Below are 16,851 nucleotides of genomic sequence, written 5' to 3'. Positions count from 1 at the left end.
GGCATCACACCTCAATATCCGCCCGATCGCCCTTCTCTTGCAGCCAGTTGCGGCGATCTTCAGAGCGTTTCTTCGCCAGCAGCATATCCATCATTGCCAGCGTTTCATTGACGTTATCTTCGCTGATGGTGAGCTGCACCAGACGGCGGGTATTGGGATCAAGCGTGGTTTCGCGCAGCTGTAGCGGGTTCATCTCGCCCAGCCCTTTAAAGCGCTGAACGTTAGGCTTGCCCTTCTTGCGCTTAAGCTGCTCCAGCACGCCGGCTTTCTCTTCCTCATCCAGCGCGTAGTACACCTCTTTGCCCAGATCGATACGGTAGAGCGGCGGCATCGCGACATACACGTGACCACCGGCAACCAACGGACGGAAATGGCGCACAAACAGCGCACACAGCAGCGTGGCGATGTGCAAGCCGTCCGAGTCGGCATCCGCCAGAATACAGATCTTGCCGTAGCGCAACTGGCTGAGATCGTCGCTGTCTGGATCCATACCGATCGCGACAGAGATGTCATGCACTTCCTGTGAGGCCAGCACCTCATCGGAAGAGACTTCCCAGGTATTGAGGATCTTGCCTTTGAGCGGCATGATGGCCTGAAACTCACGTTCACGCGCCTGCTTCGCAGAACCGCCCGCAGAATCCCCTTCCACCAGGAACAGTTCGGTTTTATTTAAATCCTGTGAGGTGCAATCCGCCAGTTTCCCCGGTAACGCCGGGCCGCTGGTCAATTTCTTGCGCACCACTTTTTTGGCCGCACGCATGCGACGCTGGGCGCTGGAAATCGCCAATTCGGCCAGCATTTCAGCCGCTTGCACGTTCTGGTTCAGCCACAGGCTAAACGCATCCTTCACCACGCCCGACACAAACGCGGCGCACTGGCGTGAAGAAAGGCGCTCTTTGGTCTGCCCGGCAAACTGCGGATCCTGCATCTTCACCGACAGCACGTAGGCACAGCGTTCCCAGATATCCTCAGCGCTGAGCTTCACGCCGCGCGGCAGAATATTGCGGAATTCGCAAAACTCGCGCATGGCATCCAGCAAACCCTGACGCAGGCCGTTAACGTGCGTCCCGCCTTGCACCGTGGGGATCAGGTTGACGTAACTTTCCGTCAGCAGTTCGCCACCTTCCGGCAGCCACAGCAGCGCCCAGTCCACCGCTTCGGTGTCGCCCGCGATAGCGCCGATAAACGGTTTTTCCGGCAGCGTCGGCAAGCCGTTAACCGCTTCGCACAGGTAGTCGTTCAGACCATCCTGATAGCACCAGCGCTGTTCGGTATTGTTGACCTTGTCTTTAAACGTGATTTCCACGCCGGGGCACAGCACCGCTTTGGCTTTCAATAAATGCGTCAGGCGCGAGACAGAAAAACGCGGGCTGTCAAAAAAGCTGGCATCCGGCCAGAAATGCACGCTGGTGCCGGTGTTGCGTCGCCCGCAGGTGCCGCTCACGGTTAACTCTTGCACCTTCTCGCCGTTTTCGAAGGCTATATCGTAAACCTGCCCGTCGCGGCGCACGGTCACTTCCACGCGTGAAGATAGCGCGTTCACTACGGAGATCCCTACGCCGTGCAAACCACCGGAGAACTGGTAGTTTTTATTGGAGAATTTCCCCCCGGCGTGCAAGCGACACAGGATCAGCTCAACCGCGGGCACCCCTTCTTCCGGGTGGATATCCACGGGCATGCCACGGCCATCGTCAATCACTTCAAGTGACTGATCTTCATGCAGGATCACGTCAACACGGCGCGCATGACCCGCCAGCGCTTCATCGACGCTGTTATCAATCACTTCCTGCCCCAAATGGTTGGGGCGTGTGGTATCGGTGTACATCCCAGGACGGCGGCGCACCGGTTCTAAGCCGCTGAGCACCTCAATGGCGTCAGCGTTATAACTTGATTGACTCATATTCGCGTTAGTCGTTGTTTAAATGTGTAAAACGGAATGGCGCTGAGAGGATGCACTGCCCGCGGACGACGCGTTGTCGTTGTCCGTGTCAGTCAGGACAGTGCAGTACAGAACGGATCAATCGTCGCTCAATCCAAGGAAACGCACAATAGGGTCAAAATGGTGTTCAAACCCAACAAAACTGTGGTTCCCGCCCGATTCCACCGTCTGGCGGCACGCCGTGTAATACGCCACAGCCTGCCGATAATCCAGCACTTCATCCCCTGTCTGGAGCAAACACCACAGTAAATCCGGCGCCTCGAGTGATTCAATCTGCATCACTTTCAGGTCGTAAATATGCCGAGACTCTAGCACATATTCTTCACCTGTATAGGGGTTACGATATTCGCCGAGATGTTCCAGCAACAGTTCGAAGGGTTTCACCGCCGGATTGACGACAACGGCGGGCAAGGTAAAACATTGTGACAGCCAGGTGGCGTAATAGCCGCCCAGCGATGAGCCCACCAGACCGATCGGATGCCCCGCGCGCTCCATCACCAGTGACTCCAACAAATCCGCCGCCTCCGCTGGATAGGGCGGCAGTTGCGGCACCAACATCTCGATGTGAGGATGGTGTTGCGCCAACCATGCAGCCAGCGCCGTCGCTTTCGCCGATTTCGGCGTACTGTTGAATCCGTGAAGGTAGAGTAGCGTAGGCATTAATAGCCGTCCGAATCCATATCGGGCAAAAACTCTCTGCCGTTCAGACGGTAGACGCGCGTCTCCAGCGAACCGTCCGATAACAGATCCAAATAACGCCAGCCGGGGCCGACATCGTCGATGGTAAAGTTGGTGCAGTGCGGTTTGAACTGCACACAGGTGGAGGGCGTCGCCATCAGCCTGCGTCCGTTCCAGTCGAGATCCAGCTCCTGATGAATATGCCCGCACAGCACATTTTTCACCTGCGGATTACGCGCCAGCACCGCATCCAGATGGTGCGCGTTACGCAGGCTATGCTGATCGAGCCAGGTACAGCCTGAAGCCAGCGGATGGTGATGTAACAGCAACAGCGTATGGCGCTCTGGAAAACGCAGCAGGCTGCGCTCCAACCACTCAAGTTGATATTCGCTCAACTCGCCGTGGGGCACGCCAAACACCTGGCTGTCCAACAAAATAATCTGCCACGATTCACCCAGCAGCACGTGCTTGGAAGGGGCTACGCCGGCCTGTGCCAGCACATCCACCATCGCAGGCTGGAAATCATGGTTTCCCGGCAGCCACACGCAAGGCGCGGATAACTGCGCAATGCCGCGCGTGAAATGGTGGTAGGCCTCCTGCGAATGATCCTGAGCAAGATCTCCCGTTGCCACAATCAGGTCAACATCCTGCCCCGGCCCCTGCGCTTGAATGGCAGACAGCACGGCATGGTAACTGCGGTATGTGTTCACGCCGAGCAACGTCTCGTGCTCGCCGGCAAACAAGTGGGTATCGGTTATTTGCAAAATCCTGATTCTGGCCCCACTCGCCACAGGAACTTTCAGCAGACTTTCCAAAAAATAGTATCCTTGGTTACTGAAATCTGTCTAACAGACTGGAATCGGCATTGAGCGGTGCCGATGTAAAACCATACGCCAGGCAGTACCTTAGCCAATCAGCAAGAAACTGATTAATTTGATGCTTTTCATCACGTTGATGTAACTTTTTATTCGGGTAATCATAACGTGCTTTAAAACGGTAGATCTGCTGACTGGCACACACTTCCGCAACCAGCGCGTCGTGGTAGAGCCGCACGCTCAACGTTGGCAGGCTCCAATAGCTGACGGCGGGCGCAATCTGCTGGATTTCAACCAATGAGGTATAACGCGTGGATTCCACTATCGTTAAACGATAGCTCGCACTATTTACATGATAAACCGCACTTTCTCCGACTTCATCCTTTCGCGGCAATAAACGGCGTAATTGTGCGAAATTCATTTCGCACAGCCGCATCATGGCCGGAAAATCCGGGGTGTAGCGTTTCATCAGCTTACTCCGTCCACGCCTGTCTCAATTGCGTATGGTGCAACGCCAACCATTGCAGCGCAATGACAGACGCCGCGTTATCAATAATTCCACTCTCCACCCAGGCATAGCTCTGTTCGCGGCTGACAACGTGCACCCGAATGTCTTCATTCTCTTCGACCAGACCGTGAATGCCCTGTGCGGCACGGGCATCCACTTCGCCCACCATCACCGCCAGACGCTCACTGGTGCCGCCTGGGCTCGCCAGATAGCTGATAATCGGCTTACAGCGCCCAACGTTGAGACCGGCCTCTTCCTGCGCTTCCCGTCGCGCCACCGCTTCCAGGCTCTCACCCGGTTCAATCATGCCGGCCACCAGTTCAAACAGCCACGGACTCGGGCTGGTGTCATACGCGGCAATGCGGATCTGTTCAATCAGCACCACTTCATCGCGCACCGGATCGTAGGGCAGCAACACAACCGCATGACCACGCTCCAAAATTTCCCGGCTGACTTCACCGCTCATTCCACCGTTAAACAACCGATGACGAAAACGATAACGCTCCAGCGAAAAAAAACCATCGTACAGTGACTCTCGTGCAATAATTTCTACATCGTCTTTATGGAAAGTCGCCGGATGGGACACAGACACAGCCATACCTCAACTCCTTGCGAGCAATAGCAGGTATGTAGACGTGTCTCATGTATCATGATGGACATCATACTTGCGATGCTTTGTGATAAATTGGATTAGTACAACACCTATTTGACCAAACGTTAGGGCCTGAGAGCAAATTAAACCCCCTAATGGGGTCGGTCAGGGGGAAGATGGCACGTTCAGCCAACTTATCCTATTGGCACATTCTGATAGAATCTGCCGGATTCGTTTTTTGACAGCGCTATCTCCGCTACATCGTTGCCTTAGCTGCACAACAAGGAATGCACATGAAGAAATTGCTCCCTCTTCTTATTGGTCTGAGCCTGAGCGGCTTTAGCGCCGTGGGTCACGCGGAAAATCTGTTACAGGTCTATCAACAAGCTAAAACCACTAACCCGGATTTGCGCAGCTCGGCTGCCACCCGTGATGCCGCCTTCGAGAAAATCAACGAGGCGCGCAGCCCCCTGTTGCCACAGCTCGGGCTTGGCGGTGACTACGGTTACACCAACAACTTTCGCGGTGCGCAAGACGGCGTCAACAGCAATGCTATCAGCGGTTCCTTACAGTTGACCCAGACCCTGTTTGATATGTCGAAATGGCGTGCCCTGACGCTGCAAGAAAAGCAGGCAGGCATTCAAGACGTGACCTACCAGACGGCCCAACAGTCACTGATCCTCACGACCGCTACCGCCTATTTCAACGTGCTGCGCGCCATTGACGCGCTCTCCTACGTTAACGCCCAGAAACAGGCCATTTACCGCCAGCTCGATCAAACCACCCAGCGCTTTAATGTCGGCTTGGTGGCTATCACCGACGTACAGAACGCCCGTGCCCAATACGACAGCGTATTGGCCAGCGAAGTATCTGCACGCAACACGCTGGATAACGCGCTGGAAAATCTGCGTCAGGTCAGCGGTAATTTCTATCCGCAACTGGCGGGGCTGAACATCTCCCGTTTCTCCACCGAGAAACCGGGGGCGATCGCCACCTTACTGAAAGACGCGGAAAGCCATAACCTGAGCCTGCTGTCCGCACGTCTCAGCCAGGATCTGTCGCGTGAGCAGATTCGTTCAGCGGAAACCGGTCATATGCCAACGTTGGATCTGACGGCCTCCTCCGGCGTCAGCAATACGCGCAATTCTGGTGCAAATAAGACAGCATCGGAGATCGATGCAGGCCAAAATAAAATCGGCCTGTCATTAACCGTGCCGCTCTACAGCGGTGGTGCCACCAGCTCACGTGTGAAACAGGCACAGCACAGCTTCGTCAGCGCCAGTGAACTGCTGGAAAGCGCACACCGTTCCGTGGTGCAAACCGTGCGTTCCTCGTTCAACAATATTTCTGCCTCGATCAGCAGCATCAACGCTTACAAGCAGGCCGAAGTATCAGCGCAAAGTTCTCTGGATGCGATGGAAGCAGGCTATCAGGTCGGTACACGTACCATTGTCGACGTGCTGGATGCGACTACCACGTTATATAACGCCAAGCAGCAGCTTTCTAACGCGCGTTACGACTACCTGATCAACCAGTTGAACATCAAGTCAGCGTTGGGCACCTTGAATGAAAACGACTTGCAGGCGCTGAACGGCGCGTTAGGTCAGGACGTTTCCACTTCACCGGTCTTTACTGACAGCAGCGCACCGGAGCCGAGAGCGCCGCGCGGCTAATGACGTCGACCCCGTCAGACCGTTAACGACCTTAAGGAGATACTTAGCGTATCTCCTTTTTGTTTGCCTCGGATTTATGCCAAGCGGTCCGAACGCGCAATAAAATGTATAGCAACGTAAAGAGCAGACGTTCTGGCAAGCGTAATGCTTTAAATTCAGCCAGCCATCCCCTATGCTAATGCAGACTTGGCACACCTTTGGCATTGACGCCTTACCCTCTGGGATAACCATATGAAACGTACAGAAAACATACAGAAGGACGCTTTCCGAAAAGGGTGGCGCACTTATCGTCTGGCACCGGTCGCGCTTGCGATCGGCGCTGCTTTTATTCTGGCCGGTTGCGAGCAGACCGACGAAACCGTGTCGATGTATCAAAATGCGGATGACTGTTCGACGGCGAACCCGTCCATGAGCGCGCAGTGCACCACGGCGTACAACAACGCGCTGAAAGAAGCCGAAAAAACCGCACCGAAATACGCCAGCAAAGAAGACTGCGTTGCAGAGTTTGGCGAAGCGCAATGTACGCCAGTCCCCGCTCAGGCAGGCGTCGCCGCGCAACCAACGCAAACCAGCAGTTCCTGGATGCCGCTGATGGCCGGTTATATGATGGGCCGCATGATGGGCGGTGGCGCGGGCTTTGCTCAGCAGCCGCTGTTCTCTTCCCGCTCTCCGGCAAGCCCGGCCAACGGCCAGTTCGTTGACGCCAGCGGTAAAAGCTACGGGGCTGCCACCTCCGGTCGTAGCGTTACCGTACCCAAAACAGCTCTGGCACCTAAACCCGCGACCACCAACACCATCACCCGCGGTGGTTTTGGCGAAAGCGTCGCCAAGCAGACCAGCATGCAACGTAGCAGCGCCAGCACCGGTTCCAGTTCCTCTTCTCGCAGTATGGGTGGCTAAGGAACATAAGCATGAAGCGCGTTGATATCGCCGAACGCCCGGATTGGCGTGAAAAGGCTACAGAGTTTGGTTTCAACTTTCACACCATGTACGGCGAGCCCTACTGGTGTGAAAATGCATACTACCAGTTCACGTTGGCGCAGATTGAAGAGCTGGAGGCCGCGACCGCAGAGCTGCACCAGATGTGCCTGCAAGTGGTCGAAAAGGTGGTCGGCAGCGATGAGCTAATGACTAAATTCTGCATTCCCAAGCATACCTGGGAATTTGTCAGAAGCTCCTGGCGCAGCCAGCAGCCTTCGCTCTACTCGCGCCTCGATCTGGTCTATGACGGAAAAGGCCCGGCCAAGCTGCTGGAAAACAATGCGGATACACCGACATCGCTGTATGAAGCGGCCTTTTTTCAATGGCTGTGGCTGGAAGATCAGAAAGAGGCCGGAAAGCTGCCGCAGAATGCCGATCAGTACAACAGCATTCAGGAAGCGCTGATCGCCCGCTTTGAAGAACTGCGCCTCAATCACGGCTTCGGCCTGCTGCATATGGCCTGCTGTCAGGACACTGAAGAAGATCGCGGCACGGTGCAATACCTTCAGGATTGCGCGCTGGAAGCAGGCCTGCCCACAGAATTCCTCTTTATGGAAGAGATTGGGCTGGGTGAAAAAGGCCAGTTCACCGATATGCAAAATCAGGTGATCGGCAACCTGTTCAAGCTCTACCCGTGGGAATTCATGCTGCGCGAAATATTTTCCACCAAGCTGGAAGATGCGGGTGTGCGCTGGCTGGAACCGGCCTGGAAAAGCATCATCTCCAACAAGGCGTTGCTGCCGATGCTGTGGGAAATGTTCCCCAACCATCCCAACCTGCTGCCCGCCTATTTTGCCGGTGACGATCACCCACCACTCGACAGCTACGTAGTCAAACCGCTGTTCTCACGTGAAGGTGCCAATATTCAGATCGTGAAAAATGGCCAGCAGATCGCCACCGTTGACGGCCCCTACGGTGAAGAAGGCAAGATCGTTCAGCAGTACTACCCACTGCCAACCTTTGGCGACAGCCATACGGTGATCGGCAGTTGGCTGATCAACGATCAGCCGTGCGGCATTGGCCTGCGCGAAGATCGCGAACTGATCACTCAGGATCTGTCACGCTTTTACCCACATATCATTCTGGACTGACTCTCGCAGTCAAGAAAAGCCACTGAAATCGGTGGCTTTTTTCTTAACCATACCTCACTAATATCATGATGTAATTGAATTAATTCCTGAAAAGATTAAAGAACAAGCTCTCTTCGCCGATACTCAATAGCGATATTTACATCATCGAAAAAGGACTTTTATGAAAAAGCGACTTCTGTCCGCGCTGCTGCTTTGCGCCGTCAGCACCCTGTTTACTGCCCATGCCGCCAGCACCGCCTCTCTGCCTCCCGATGTTAAAGCCATCTACGATGAAGATACCGATCTGGTAAAACGTGCAGAACAGGGCGATCTTGAAGCGCAGAACCGCCTGGCGTACAACCTGACTACCAGTGGCTCAGACAGTGCCTGGAAAGAAGGATTTGTATGGCTGAAACGCGCTGCGGATGGTGGGCATGTCCCCTCGCAGTTTGCTGTCGGCAAAATCTATTTCACCTCGAAAAGAATTCCACACGATCCACAGCAGGGACAGGCGTACCTGACCAAAGCGGCCGATGCCAATTTACCTATCGCGCAAATGGCGCTGGCAAGCCTGCTCGCCGATGGCAAAGCGTTGAAGAAGGATGCAAAAGCGTCGGCGTTTTGGGCAAACCGCCTGCTGAACAATGCCAAAGCATCAGAGAGCCACAAAAAAACAGCGCAGGATATTGTAGACTCACTTAAAAACGGCTAACGCGTTCACACCAGTAAACGAAGAGTGTGAGTCGTTAGGCAAGCCCACAGTATGTGGGCTTATTTAAGCCCTAACCTGTACTAAAGAGAATGAGGCCGTCTTCCCTTAATCGCACTGACGGGTTGCTCACACGATAATTTTTCAGTGAGATGTTTTTGCATCTCCATAAGATTAAGTGCCATCTGACTGCTCATTAATCTGTTTTGGGTCAAATCGGACATAATAGATCCCATCATGTCAAAATCATTCATTTTGCATGACAATAATATGTTATGGAGTTTCGGAAACCTAGAGTAAAAATCATGAAAAATAAAGCTCTCGTTATTCTCTTTTAAGCTCCCCAGACTGCTACTTCTGGAATGCGTCGAACGAAGGATATTCTGATAGTCAGCAATGAAATACCGTCCATCAATAGCGATATCGCTCAACATAATATCCATCCTTATTTTTTTAATAATATGATTATCTATTGAGAGAGTGATCGTTCTAGTATCCGTATCAAATTCGCTATGAAAGCGATCCTTGTGTGCTTCGCCCGCGTAGGACTTAAGTTTCTCAAAAACGGAAATGACGCCGTACCAGTGATTAGAAGGAATATCAACGCCATCACTGCTTTCAACTCCCTGACAAGGGGCTCTATCCTGATAAAGAATGTTATATAAGGTTTGTATGGCGTGTTCTTTTTTTTCTGTTCTAAACAGGTCTTTAAATTTGTCCCATAACCCCATATGTGTGGCTTCATATCGATTGCCACTCAATAGATGGGAAACCCTGGAGTAATTAAGTTCATAGCCATTTATGTTTATTGACATTTTATTTCTTCTACGTGATTAATTAAAATCTCATAATATAAACATCAGGTTGGCCCGCCACCAGGTTATAACCCTATACGCCACCATGGTTTGATCACCATATAACTTATTATCGCTGAGAATACCGTCCACGATTAGCATCCCGGCTAATCAATCACTGCATTTGATGCATCGGCCAAAAAAAAGCCCGCGTATAAACGCGGGCCCGATGCTCAAACTTAACTGCCTACTTGTACCGACAACATACTCAAGGCTCCCATCACAATACCATCGACAGGCACCGTGATGGGTTCTTCGCCATCCCAACTGCCCAGCACATAGAGCAGCGGTAAAAAGTGGTCGGGCGTCGGGTTCGATAACGCCGCCCCTTTATGTTGCATAAAGTCCACCAGCGGGTGGTGATCGCCCTGATAGTTCAGGTTGTCTTTCACAAACTGATTGAAGGAAACCGCCCAGTCATAAGGCGTGGCATCGCCATCCCATTTCACCATACGCAGGTTATGCACCACGTTACCACTGGCGACGATCATATAGCCCTCATCGCGTAGCGCTGCCAGTTTGGTGCCCAATTGGTAGTGATACTCTGCCGATTGCGTACCGTCCACGCTCAGTTGCACCACAGGAATATCCGCATCCGGGTACATCTTGATCAACACGCCCCAGGAGCCGTGGTCAAACCCCCACTGCTCGTGGTCAGCAATCACCGGCAGCGGTGCCAACGCGTGTTGAATGCGCTCCGCCAATTCAGGCGATCCCGGTGCCGGATACTGGGTATCAAACAGCGCCTGCGGAAAACCGCCAAAATCGTGGATGGTGCGCGGTTTTTCCATCGCCGTTACCGCCGTGCCACGGGTATACCAGTGAGCCGAGACCGCGATAATGCCTTTCGGGCGCGGCAGGGTTTCACCTAACTGACGCCATGCGCGCGTATATTCATTCTCTTCCAACACGTTCATCGGGCTACCATGGCCGAGAAACAGTGCGGGCATCCGGGAAGTGTTCATAGAAGTATCCTTAGTGAGTCATATTGATGTGCCGGTGCACTCGATAGGATTACTCTACGCCCTTTTTCGCCGGGAGAAAGTCACCGGCGGGTGATGAAGAACATCAATAAATTTGAATCATCACGTGTAGTCCCCCGTAATCTTGACGTCAGCACCTTCGCTATGCTCGTTCACACTGCCACCCCGTTTCCCGCCATTCGAGACTGTGCGTAAGCCTCAAACCAGAAAGGAAGGCTTCATCGTGCGATACCACAATTATTGCGCCCGGGAACGTGGACAACGCGGCCTCAATCGCCTGCGTTGACGCCAGATCGAGATGATTGGTGGGTTCATCCAGCAGAAGCAATTGCGCAGCATCACGGCGCCACAGCACGCAAGCCAGCGCCGCCTTCAAGCGCTCACCGCCGCTCAACGCCGTCAGAGGTAAACCCACCTTATTAGCACCCAGTTGCAGTTGCGCCAGTCGGGTACGCAAGACCCCCTCCTCCAGCGGCGTATCGTCGGTATTCAGATGCGCCAGCACCGACAACGAGAGATCTAAACGCGACAAATGCTGATCAAGATAAGCCGTGATAACTGAAACGCGACAGTCACCACAGACCGGCGTTTCATCGCCCATCATCACCTTGAGCATGGTCGATTTGCCACAGCCGTTTGGCCCGCGCAGCGCTACCCGCATCGGGCCATCCATCCGCCAGTTGAAAGGAGAATTCGCGATATGGGGCAATACGAGGCGATCCATCACCAGTACCGGTTTGTTGGGGGCGACATGGCTGCCTGGCAGCGTGAATAATATCGGGCTATCTTCCTCTACCCTTCCCCGCATCTCACAGACAGCGGCATTAAGCACATCATTTTGCTCACGGTGTTGCTTACGCAGCGTACCTAAACGCGCTTTTGCCGCCGCTTTGTATTGCACCCGCTCAAAGGATGCAATATTTAGTGAATCTACCGTGCGTAAGGTCTGCGCCGAACGCCGCTGGCTGGCATCATGCTCTTTTTGCAAACGCATACGGGTGCGCCGACGCTCGGTGGTAGCATGTTCCAATGCCGCCTGAGCAGCCTGCTGCTCGGTCTGGCGCTGACGCTGATAGTCATCATAATTGCCGCCATAGTGACGCAGACCCATCGGGGTCAGTTCCAAAATGCGTGGCATCATCGCCAGTAGTTCACGATCGTGCGTTGCCACTAATGCGCCGCCGCGTTGCTGGGAAAGCTTGTCGTAAAACCACGACCTCGCCTGGCGATCGAGGTGATTAGTCGGTTCATCAAGCAGTAAATAGTCAGCATCAGCCATAAACGCCGCGCACAACAGTGCCCGCACGCGTTCACCGCCGCTCAGTTCAGCAGCACGTTTATCAGAAACAAACGCAGGCAAATGGGCTTCGGCAAACGCTGCCGCCAAACGCTCTTGTAAATCCCAAGCACCGTCCAGATGTTCGAGATCTTCCGGCTGATAGTCGCCTGATTCAATACGCTGACGCGCGGCAAAAATATCCCGATAACCCAGCAGTTCAGCCAGCGTTGTCGTTGGTAAAATCTTATGCTGCTGAGCAACATAAGTCAGAGAACTCACACGTTCAATTTGACCGAAAGCGGGGGATTCATACCCTGCCAGCAGACGTAGCAGCGATGTTTTTCCGCAGCCGTTACGTCCGACCAAACCGCATAATGTGGAATCAAGCGACAGAGTTAGCGGGCCGAAAAGCGTCAAGCCGGTCGCAAATTGGCAGGTGACCTGATGCAAAATAAAACAAGGGGATTGCGCACAATGAGCCATAAGCACTCCTGAATGAAATCAATAACCATCCCCGATAACGCATTCGCGTTAGCAAGGATCCGAATTCATCAGTCGTGTTTGTTCATTTTCCGTGTGCGCTCCGGTGAGACGAGAAGTTCGTCGCGGCAAAGGTTAGCGGACCGCAGGATCTGACTCAAGGTTAATTTTTATCTCGTTGAGCAATGAGATAGATAAGCACTCGGGCAGTCATGCATTCAGGTACAGGCCCTTGAACGCAAAAACCCCGCCGAAGCGGGGTTTTTTAAGACGTGAAGTCGACCGATAAGCCGCTTTCTTTCATAAAAAGTGTCGTGGACAGTCATGCATCCCCACTGGGGGCCTATACGCAAAAACCCCGCCGAAGCGGGGTTTTTTAAGACGTGAAGTCGACCGATAAGCCGCTTTCTTTCATAAAAAGCGTCGTGGACAGTCATTCATCTCCACCGGGGCCTATACGCAAAAACCCCGCCGAAGCGGGGTTTTGTAAGAGGTGAAGTCGACCGATAAGCCGGGTTCTGTCGTGGACAGTCATTCATCTAGGCCAGCACTCACGCACTGGCTCAAGCAGCCTACCCGGGTTCAGTACGGGCCGTACCATGTGAACCCCTATTTGGCCTTGCTCCGGGTGGAGTTTACCGTGCCGCGAACGGTTACCCGCCGCGCGGTGCGCTCTTACCGCACCCTTTCACCCTTACCTGATCCCACTTACGTGGGCCATCGGCGGTTTGCTCTCTGTTGCACTGGTCGTAGGTTTTACCCTCCCAGGCGTTACCTGGCACCCTGCCCTATGGAGCCCGGACTTTCCTCCCCTCCACGCGTATCCCCCGAAAGGGACAACCATGAAGCGGCGACTGTCTGGTCAACTTCGGCGCGAATGATAGGCGAATTAGTCTTGGTTGTCATCCTCTGCGTCGTCATCCGCCGCATTTTGCGCCAGCGCATAGCGATACAGTGCGTTCTTTTTCACGCCGTGGATTTCCGCCGCCAGCGCCGCGGCCTTTTTCAGCGGCAATTCAGCGCGCAACAGCTCCAGGGTGCGCAGCGCTTCCGCTGAAAGCACACTCTCATCCGGCTGGAAGCCTTCTACGATCAGCACCATCTCGCCCTTGCGGCGATTTTCGTCTTCTTTCACCCAGGCCAGCAGTTCACCCACCGGGGCACCCTGAATTGACTCCCAGGTTTTAGTCAGCTCACGCGCCAACACCACATAACGCGCATCCCCCAGCACCGTTGCCATATCGGCCAGGCTGTCAATCAAGCGGTGGGTGGATTCGTAGAAAATCAGCGTGCGCGTCTCTTCAGACAGTTGCAGCAGGCGATCCAGCCGCGCTTTGGTTTTCGCGGGCAGAAACCCTTCGTAACAAAAACGATCTGAGGCAATGCCCGCCGCCGACAGCGCCGTGATCGCCGCGCACGGCCCCGGCAATGGCACCACGCGCACGCCCGCTTCACGACAGCGGCGCACCAGATGGTAACCGGGATCGTTAATCAGCGGCGTCCCGGCATCGGAGACCAGCGCAATGGATTGTCCTTGCTGAAGCTTAGCCAGCAGATGATCGGCCTTTTGCTGCTCGTTGTGATCGTGCAGTGCAAATAAGCGCGCGCTAATGGCAAAATGTTGCAATAACAGGCCGGTATGGCGCGTATCCTCCGCGGCAACCACATCCACGCCACGCAGTACGCTTAACGCACGTTCCGTAATATCGCCCAGATTGCCAATGGGCGTTGGCACAATGTAAAGCGTGGATGCAGAAATGTCTGCTTGTTGTTCATGATTCATTGTTTCATCCGGGTTGCCGATTTAATATTGAGCATCTTTATAAAAAAACCACTGGATACAGTATGCTTCCCAATCATTTCATCCGTTCGCAAACAGGGCGTATCGCGTCTGTGTTATTCGCGGCGCTGCTTCTTGCGGGATGTCCAGGCCAGGCGCCACAGCCGCCTACACCTGATGTTCAAGGTCAGGCCGGAGCCTCCTCTTACTACTACCTGCAACAAATGGAGCAAAGCCGAGATAATAACAAGGCTGGCTGGCAATTACTTGCGATTCGTGCCCTGGTTCAGGAAGGAAAGCTCCCTCAGGCAACCGAGCAGTTCAACGCGCTGCCTGCGCAGTTGGCACAACCGCAACAGCGTGAACAGCAACTGCTGAAAGCGGAAATTGCTGCCGCCAACAACGACAGCAACGGCACTGCAAGCGCACTGCAAGGGCTGGACGTCAGCGCACTCTCCGCCGATCAACAGGCGCGTTACTATCAGGCGCAAATCAACGCACATCAAGGCCAGCCCTCTGCTGATCTGCTGCGCGCCTATATCGCCCAAGAGCCGCAGCTCAAAGGCGATGAGCATCAAAAGAATATCGATCAGACCTGGGTTGCCCTGACGCAGATGTCTGCGCAGGCAGCCAGTACCGTGCTGATTAACGCCAACGAAAACGTGCTGGCCGGGTGGATGGATTTGCTCACCACTTACCAGAACAACCGTGAGTCGAGCGATCAGTTGAAAACCGCGCTCAGCGACTGGCAAACGCGCTACCCGCGCCACCCGGCGGCACAAACGCTGCCGACGCCGCTGGCATCGGGTCAGACGGCCTTGCCGGTCGCCGGTGGCGGTGTCGGCAGTGGCGTCGCCCTGCTGCTGCCGCTCAACGGTCAGGCACAGGTGTTCGCCAATGCCATCCAACTGGGTTTTAATGCGGCGAAAAGCGGTCAGGCCAGCATGGCATACAGCGCCCCTGCCGATACGGCCTCCGCAGCAACAGACAACGGGGCGGTAACCTCAATCAGTGCTCCGTATGCCGCCGCCAGTGTAGCCCCCACGGCCACGCCGGCAGCCGCTAGCAGCGTGCCGGTAAAAGTCTACGACACCACGTCTCAGCCCATCGCGAATCTGGTGGCACAAGCGCAGAAGGATGGCGCATCACTGATTGTTGGGCCATTGCTGAAAAACGACGTTGAGCAACTTACCAGTCAGCAAACCACCGTGAACATTCTGGCGCTCAATCAGCCCGAGCATGTGCAAAACACCCCCAACATGTGCTTTTTCGCCCTGTCACCGGAAGATGAAGCGCGTGACGCCGCGCAATTTATTCACCGTCAGGGCAAACAACAGCCGCTGCTGCTGGTACCACGCGGCGCGTTGGGCGATCGCGTGATTAACGCCTTTGCCCAAGCCTGGCAAAGCCAGGGCGGCAATTCGCTGCTGCAACAACGTTTTGGCAATACCGCAGAGCTGAAACAGGCTATCAACAGCGGTGCAGGGTTGAGTTTGAACGGCCAGCCGGTCAATGTGATGTCCTCGGCCGCACAGCCGGGCACCACCATCGGCGGGTTAACCATTCCGGCACAGATTGAACCGACGGTCAGCACCAGCGGCAGCGGCAATGTCGACGCGGTTTACATTCTGGCGACGCCGGATGAATTGGCGCTGATTAAACCAATGATCGATATGCGCACCACCTCGCAGTCACGCCCGGCGTTATACGCCAGCTCGCGTAGCTTCCAGGCAGGACTGGGGCCAGATTTCCGTCTTGAAATGGAAGGCCTTCAGTTCAGTGAGATCCCCTTGCTGGCGGGCAGCAACCCGGCGCTGATGCAACAAGTGTCTAGTCAGTTCAAGAATGATTATTCGCTGGTACGCCTCTACGCCATGGGGATGGATGCCTGGGCGCTGGCGAACCACTTTGCCGATTTGCGTCAGTCGTCTGGTCAGCAAATTACCGGCGCAACGGGCACGTTAACCGCCAGCGCAGATTGCGTTATCAATCGCCAATTAACCTGGCTGCAATATCGCCAGGGTCAGCTGGTGCCGGTTCCCTGAATCGGCGAGCGACAGGCTCACACTATGAACAACAGGCCCGGCTCTATCTGGAACAACAGGCCGGGCTGACGTTCGTTGCCGCCAACGTGAATTATCGCGGCGGTGAGTTGGATTTGATTATGCGGGATGGACACACCTGGGTCTTTGTCGAGGTGCGTTACCGCAAAAATGCGCAATTTGGTTCGGCAGCGGAGAGTGTGACGCCGCGCAAGCAACGGCGGTTATTGCTGGCCGCCGCGCTGTGGCTGGCGCAGCGACAGCAGAGTTTTGACACGACAAGCTGCCGATTCGATATACTGGCGATTACCGGCGAACACTATGATTGGTTGCCAAACGCCTTTGGCGCGTAAACACCGCATCTGGACGGTGTCGTTGTCAGAGATAAGATCGCGATGCCCAAATAATGCGAATTGCAGGACAAAATACCGCCAACGCACCCGCAACGTGAAGGAAGTATAACGGGTA

15 protein-coding genes and 1 other RNA gene are annotated in these 16,851 nt (G+C 54.5%); 6 read left to right on the top strand and 10 right to left on the bottom strand.

Annotated features, from left to right (window positions below; all coding sequences use genetic code 11):
- Positions 1 to 4: 4 nt before the first annotated feature.
- The 5 genes from parE to nudF form a co-directional block, all read right to left on the bottom strand.
- The gene (gene parE / locus J5069_RS10620; protein ID WP_264643874.1) at positions 5 to 1,900 is read right to left on the bottom strand and encodes a DNA topoisomerase IV subunit B; all 1,896 of its coding nucleotides are present in this window, start codon (positions 1,898 to 1,900) and stop codon (positions 5 to 7) included.
- 117 nt (positions 1,901 to 2,017) lie between these two features.
- Entirely contained in the window at positions 2,018 to 2,599 is a 582-nt protein-coding gene (gene yqiA, locus J5069_RS10615; RefSeq protein ID WP_264643873.1) for an esterase YqiA, read from the bottom strand.
- A complete protein-coding gene (gene cpdA, locus J5069_RS10610) occupies positions 2,599 to 3,432 on the bottom strand; it encodes a 3',5'-cyclic-AMP phosphodiesterase (RefSeq protein WP_264643872.1) in 834 nt (277 codons plus the stop codon). Before cpdA ends, yqiA begins: the two co-directional genes overlap by 1 nt.
- Before the next feature lie 16 nt (positions 3,433 to 3,448).
- Positions 3,449 to 3,901, bottom strand: a complete 453-nt coding sequence (locus J5069_RS10605; protein WP_264643871.1) for a DUF1249 family protein — start codon at positions 3,899 to 3,901, stop codon at positions 3,449 to 3,451.
- Positions 3,902 to 3,905: 4 nt separating this feature from the next.
- Positions 3,906 to 4,538 carry an ADP-ribose diphosphatase gene (gene nudF, locus J5069_RS10600; RefSeq protein ID WP_264643870.1) on the bottom strand — a complete coding sequence of 211 codons (633 nt, stop codon included), beginning with the start codon at positions 4,536 to 4,538 and terminating at the stop codon, positions 3,906 to 3,908.
- 287 nt (positions 4,539 to 4,825) lie between these two features.
- Between nudF and tolC the strand changes: the two genes are divergently transcribed.
- From tolC to J5069_RS10580, 4 genes are all read left to right on the top strand, one after another.
- Positions 4,826 to 6,205, top strand: a complete 1,380-nt coding sequence (tolC, locus tag J5069_RS10595; RefSeq protein WP_264643869.1) for an outer membrane channel protein TolC — start codon at positions 4,826 to 4,828, stop codon at positions 6,203 to 6,205.
- Between the two features lie 231 nt (positions 6,206 to 6,436).
- Positions 6,437 to 7,105 (top strand): DUF1190 family protein, encoded by a 669-nt coding sequence (locus J5069_RS10590; RefSeq protein ID WP_264643868.1) that lies wholly within the window; start codon positions 6,437 to 6,439, stop codon positions 7,103 to 7,105.
- 11 nt (positions 7,106 to 7,116) lie between these two features.
- The gene (locus tag J5069_RS10585) at positions 7,117 to 8,277 is read left to right on the top strand and encodes a glutathionylspermidine synthase family protein (protein WP_264643867.1); all 1,161 of its coding nucleotides are present in this window, start codon (positions 7,117 to 7,119) and stop codon (positions 8,275 to 8,277) included.
- 160 nt (positions 8,278 to 8,437) lie between these two features.
- Positions 8,438 to 8,968: a tetratricopeptide repeat protein gene (locus J5069_RS10580; protein WP_264643866.1), complete on the top strand. Its 531-nt coding sequence runs from the start codon at positions 8,438 to 8,440 to the stop codon at positions 8,966 to 8,968.
- Positions 8,969 to 9,048: 80 nt separating this feature from the next.
- Here J5069_RS10580 and J5069_RS10575 read toward each other — a convergent pair whose 3' ends face one another.
- From J5069_RS10575 to rsmI, 5 genes are all read right to left on the bottom strand, one after another.
- On the bottom strand, positions 9,049 to 9,780 hold the full coding sequence (locus J5069_RS10575) for a hypothetical protein (RefSeq protein WP_264643865.1): 732 nt from the start codon (positions 9,778 to 9,780) through the stop codon (positions 9,049 to 9,051).
- Positions 9,781 to 9,998: 218 nt separating this feature from the next.
- Positions 9,999 to 10,784 carry a 4,5-DOPA dioxygenase extradiol gene (gene ygiD, locus J5069_RS10570; protein ID WP_264643864.1) on the bottom strand — a complete coding sequence of 262 codons (786 nt, stop codon included), beginning with the start codon at positions 10,782 to 10,784 and terminating at the stop codon, positions 9,999 to 10,001.
- A gap of 160 nt (positions 10,785 to 10,944) precedes the next feature.
- Positions 10,945 to 12,564, bottom strand: coding sequence for an ABC-F family ATP-binding cassette domain-containing protein (locus tag J5069_RS10565; RefSeq protein WP_264643863.1), 1,620 nt, complete (start codon positions 12,562 to 12,564; stop codon positions 10,945 to 10,947).
- Positions 12,565 to 13,052: 488 nt separating this feature from the next.
- Positions 13,053 to 13,431: RNase P RNA component class A (gene rnpB, locus J5069_RS10560), an RNA gene on the bottom strand.
- A gap of 19 nt (positions 13,432 to 13,450) precedes the next feature.
- Positions 13,451 to 14,344: a 16S rRNA (cytidine(1402)-2'-O)-methyltransferase gene (gene rsmI / locus J5069_RS10555; protein WP_264643862.1), complete on the bottom strand. Its 894-nt coding sequence runs from the start codon at positions 14,342 to 14,344 to the stop codon at positions 13,451 to 13,453.
- 62 nt (positions 14,345 to 14,406) lie between these two features.
- Here rsmI and J5069_RS10550 point away from each other — a divergent pair, with 62 nt between their 5' ends.
- Together J5069_RS10550 and J5069_RS10545 are read left to right on the top strand one after the other, a co-directional pair.
- Positions 14,407 to 16,386, top strand: a complete 1,980-nt coding sequence (locus J5069_RS10550) for a penicillin-binding protein activator (protein WP_264643861.1) — start codon at positions 14,407 to 14,409, stop codon at positions 16,384 to 16,386.
- Positions 16,383 to 16,736 carry a YraN family protein gene (locus J5069_RS10545; protein WP_264644362.1) on the top strand — a complete coding sequence of 118 codons (354 nt, stop codon included), beginning with the start codon at positions 16,383 to 16,385 and terminating at the stop codon, positions 16,734 to 16,736. The genes J5069_RS10550 and J5069_RS10545 overlap by 4 nt, the downstream gene beginning before the upstream one ends.
- Positions 16,737 to 16,851 lie beyond the last annotated feature (115 nt).

It is taken from the genome of Candidatus Symbiopectobacterium sp. NZEC127, assembly GCF_025962675.1.
In the GTDB taxonomy this organism is placed as follows: domain Bacteria; phylum Pseudomonadota; class Gammaproteobacteria; order Enterobacterales; family Enterobacteriaceae; genus Symbiopectobacterium.
The sequence above is the reverse complement of the archived record's forward strand: the minus strand, read 5'-3'. Positions and strand labels throughout refer to the sequence as shown.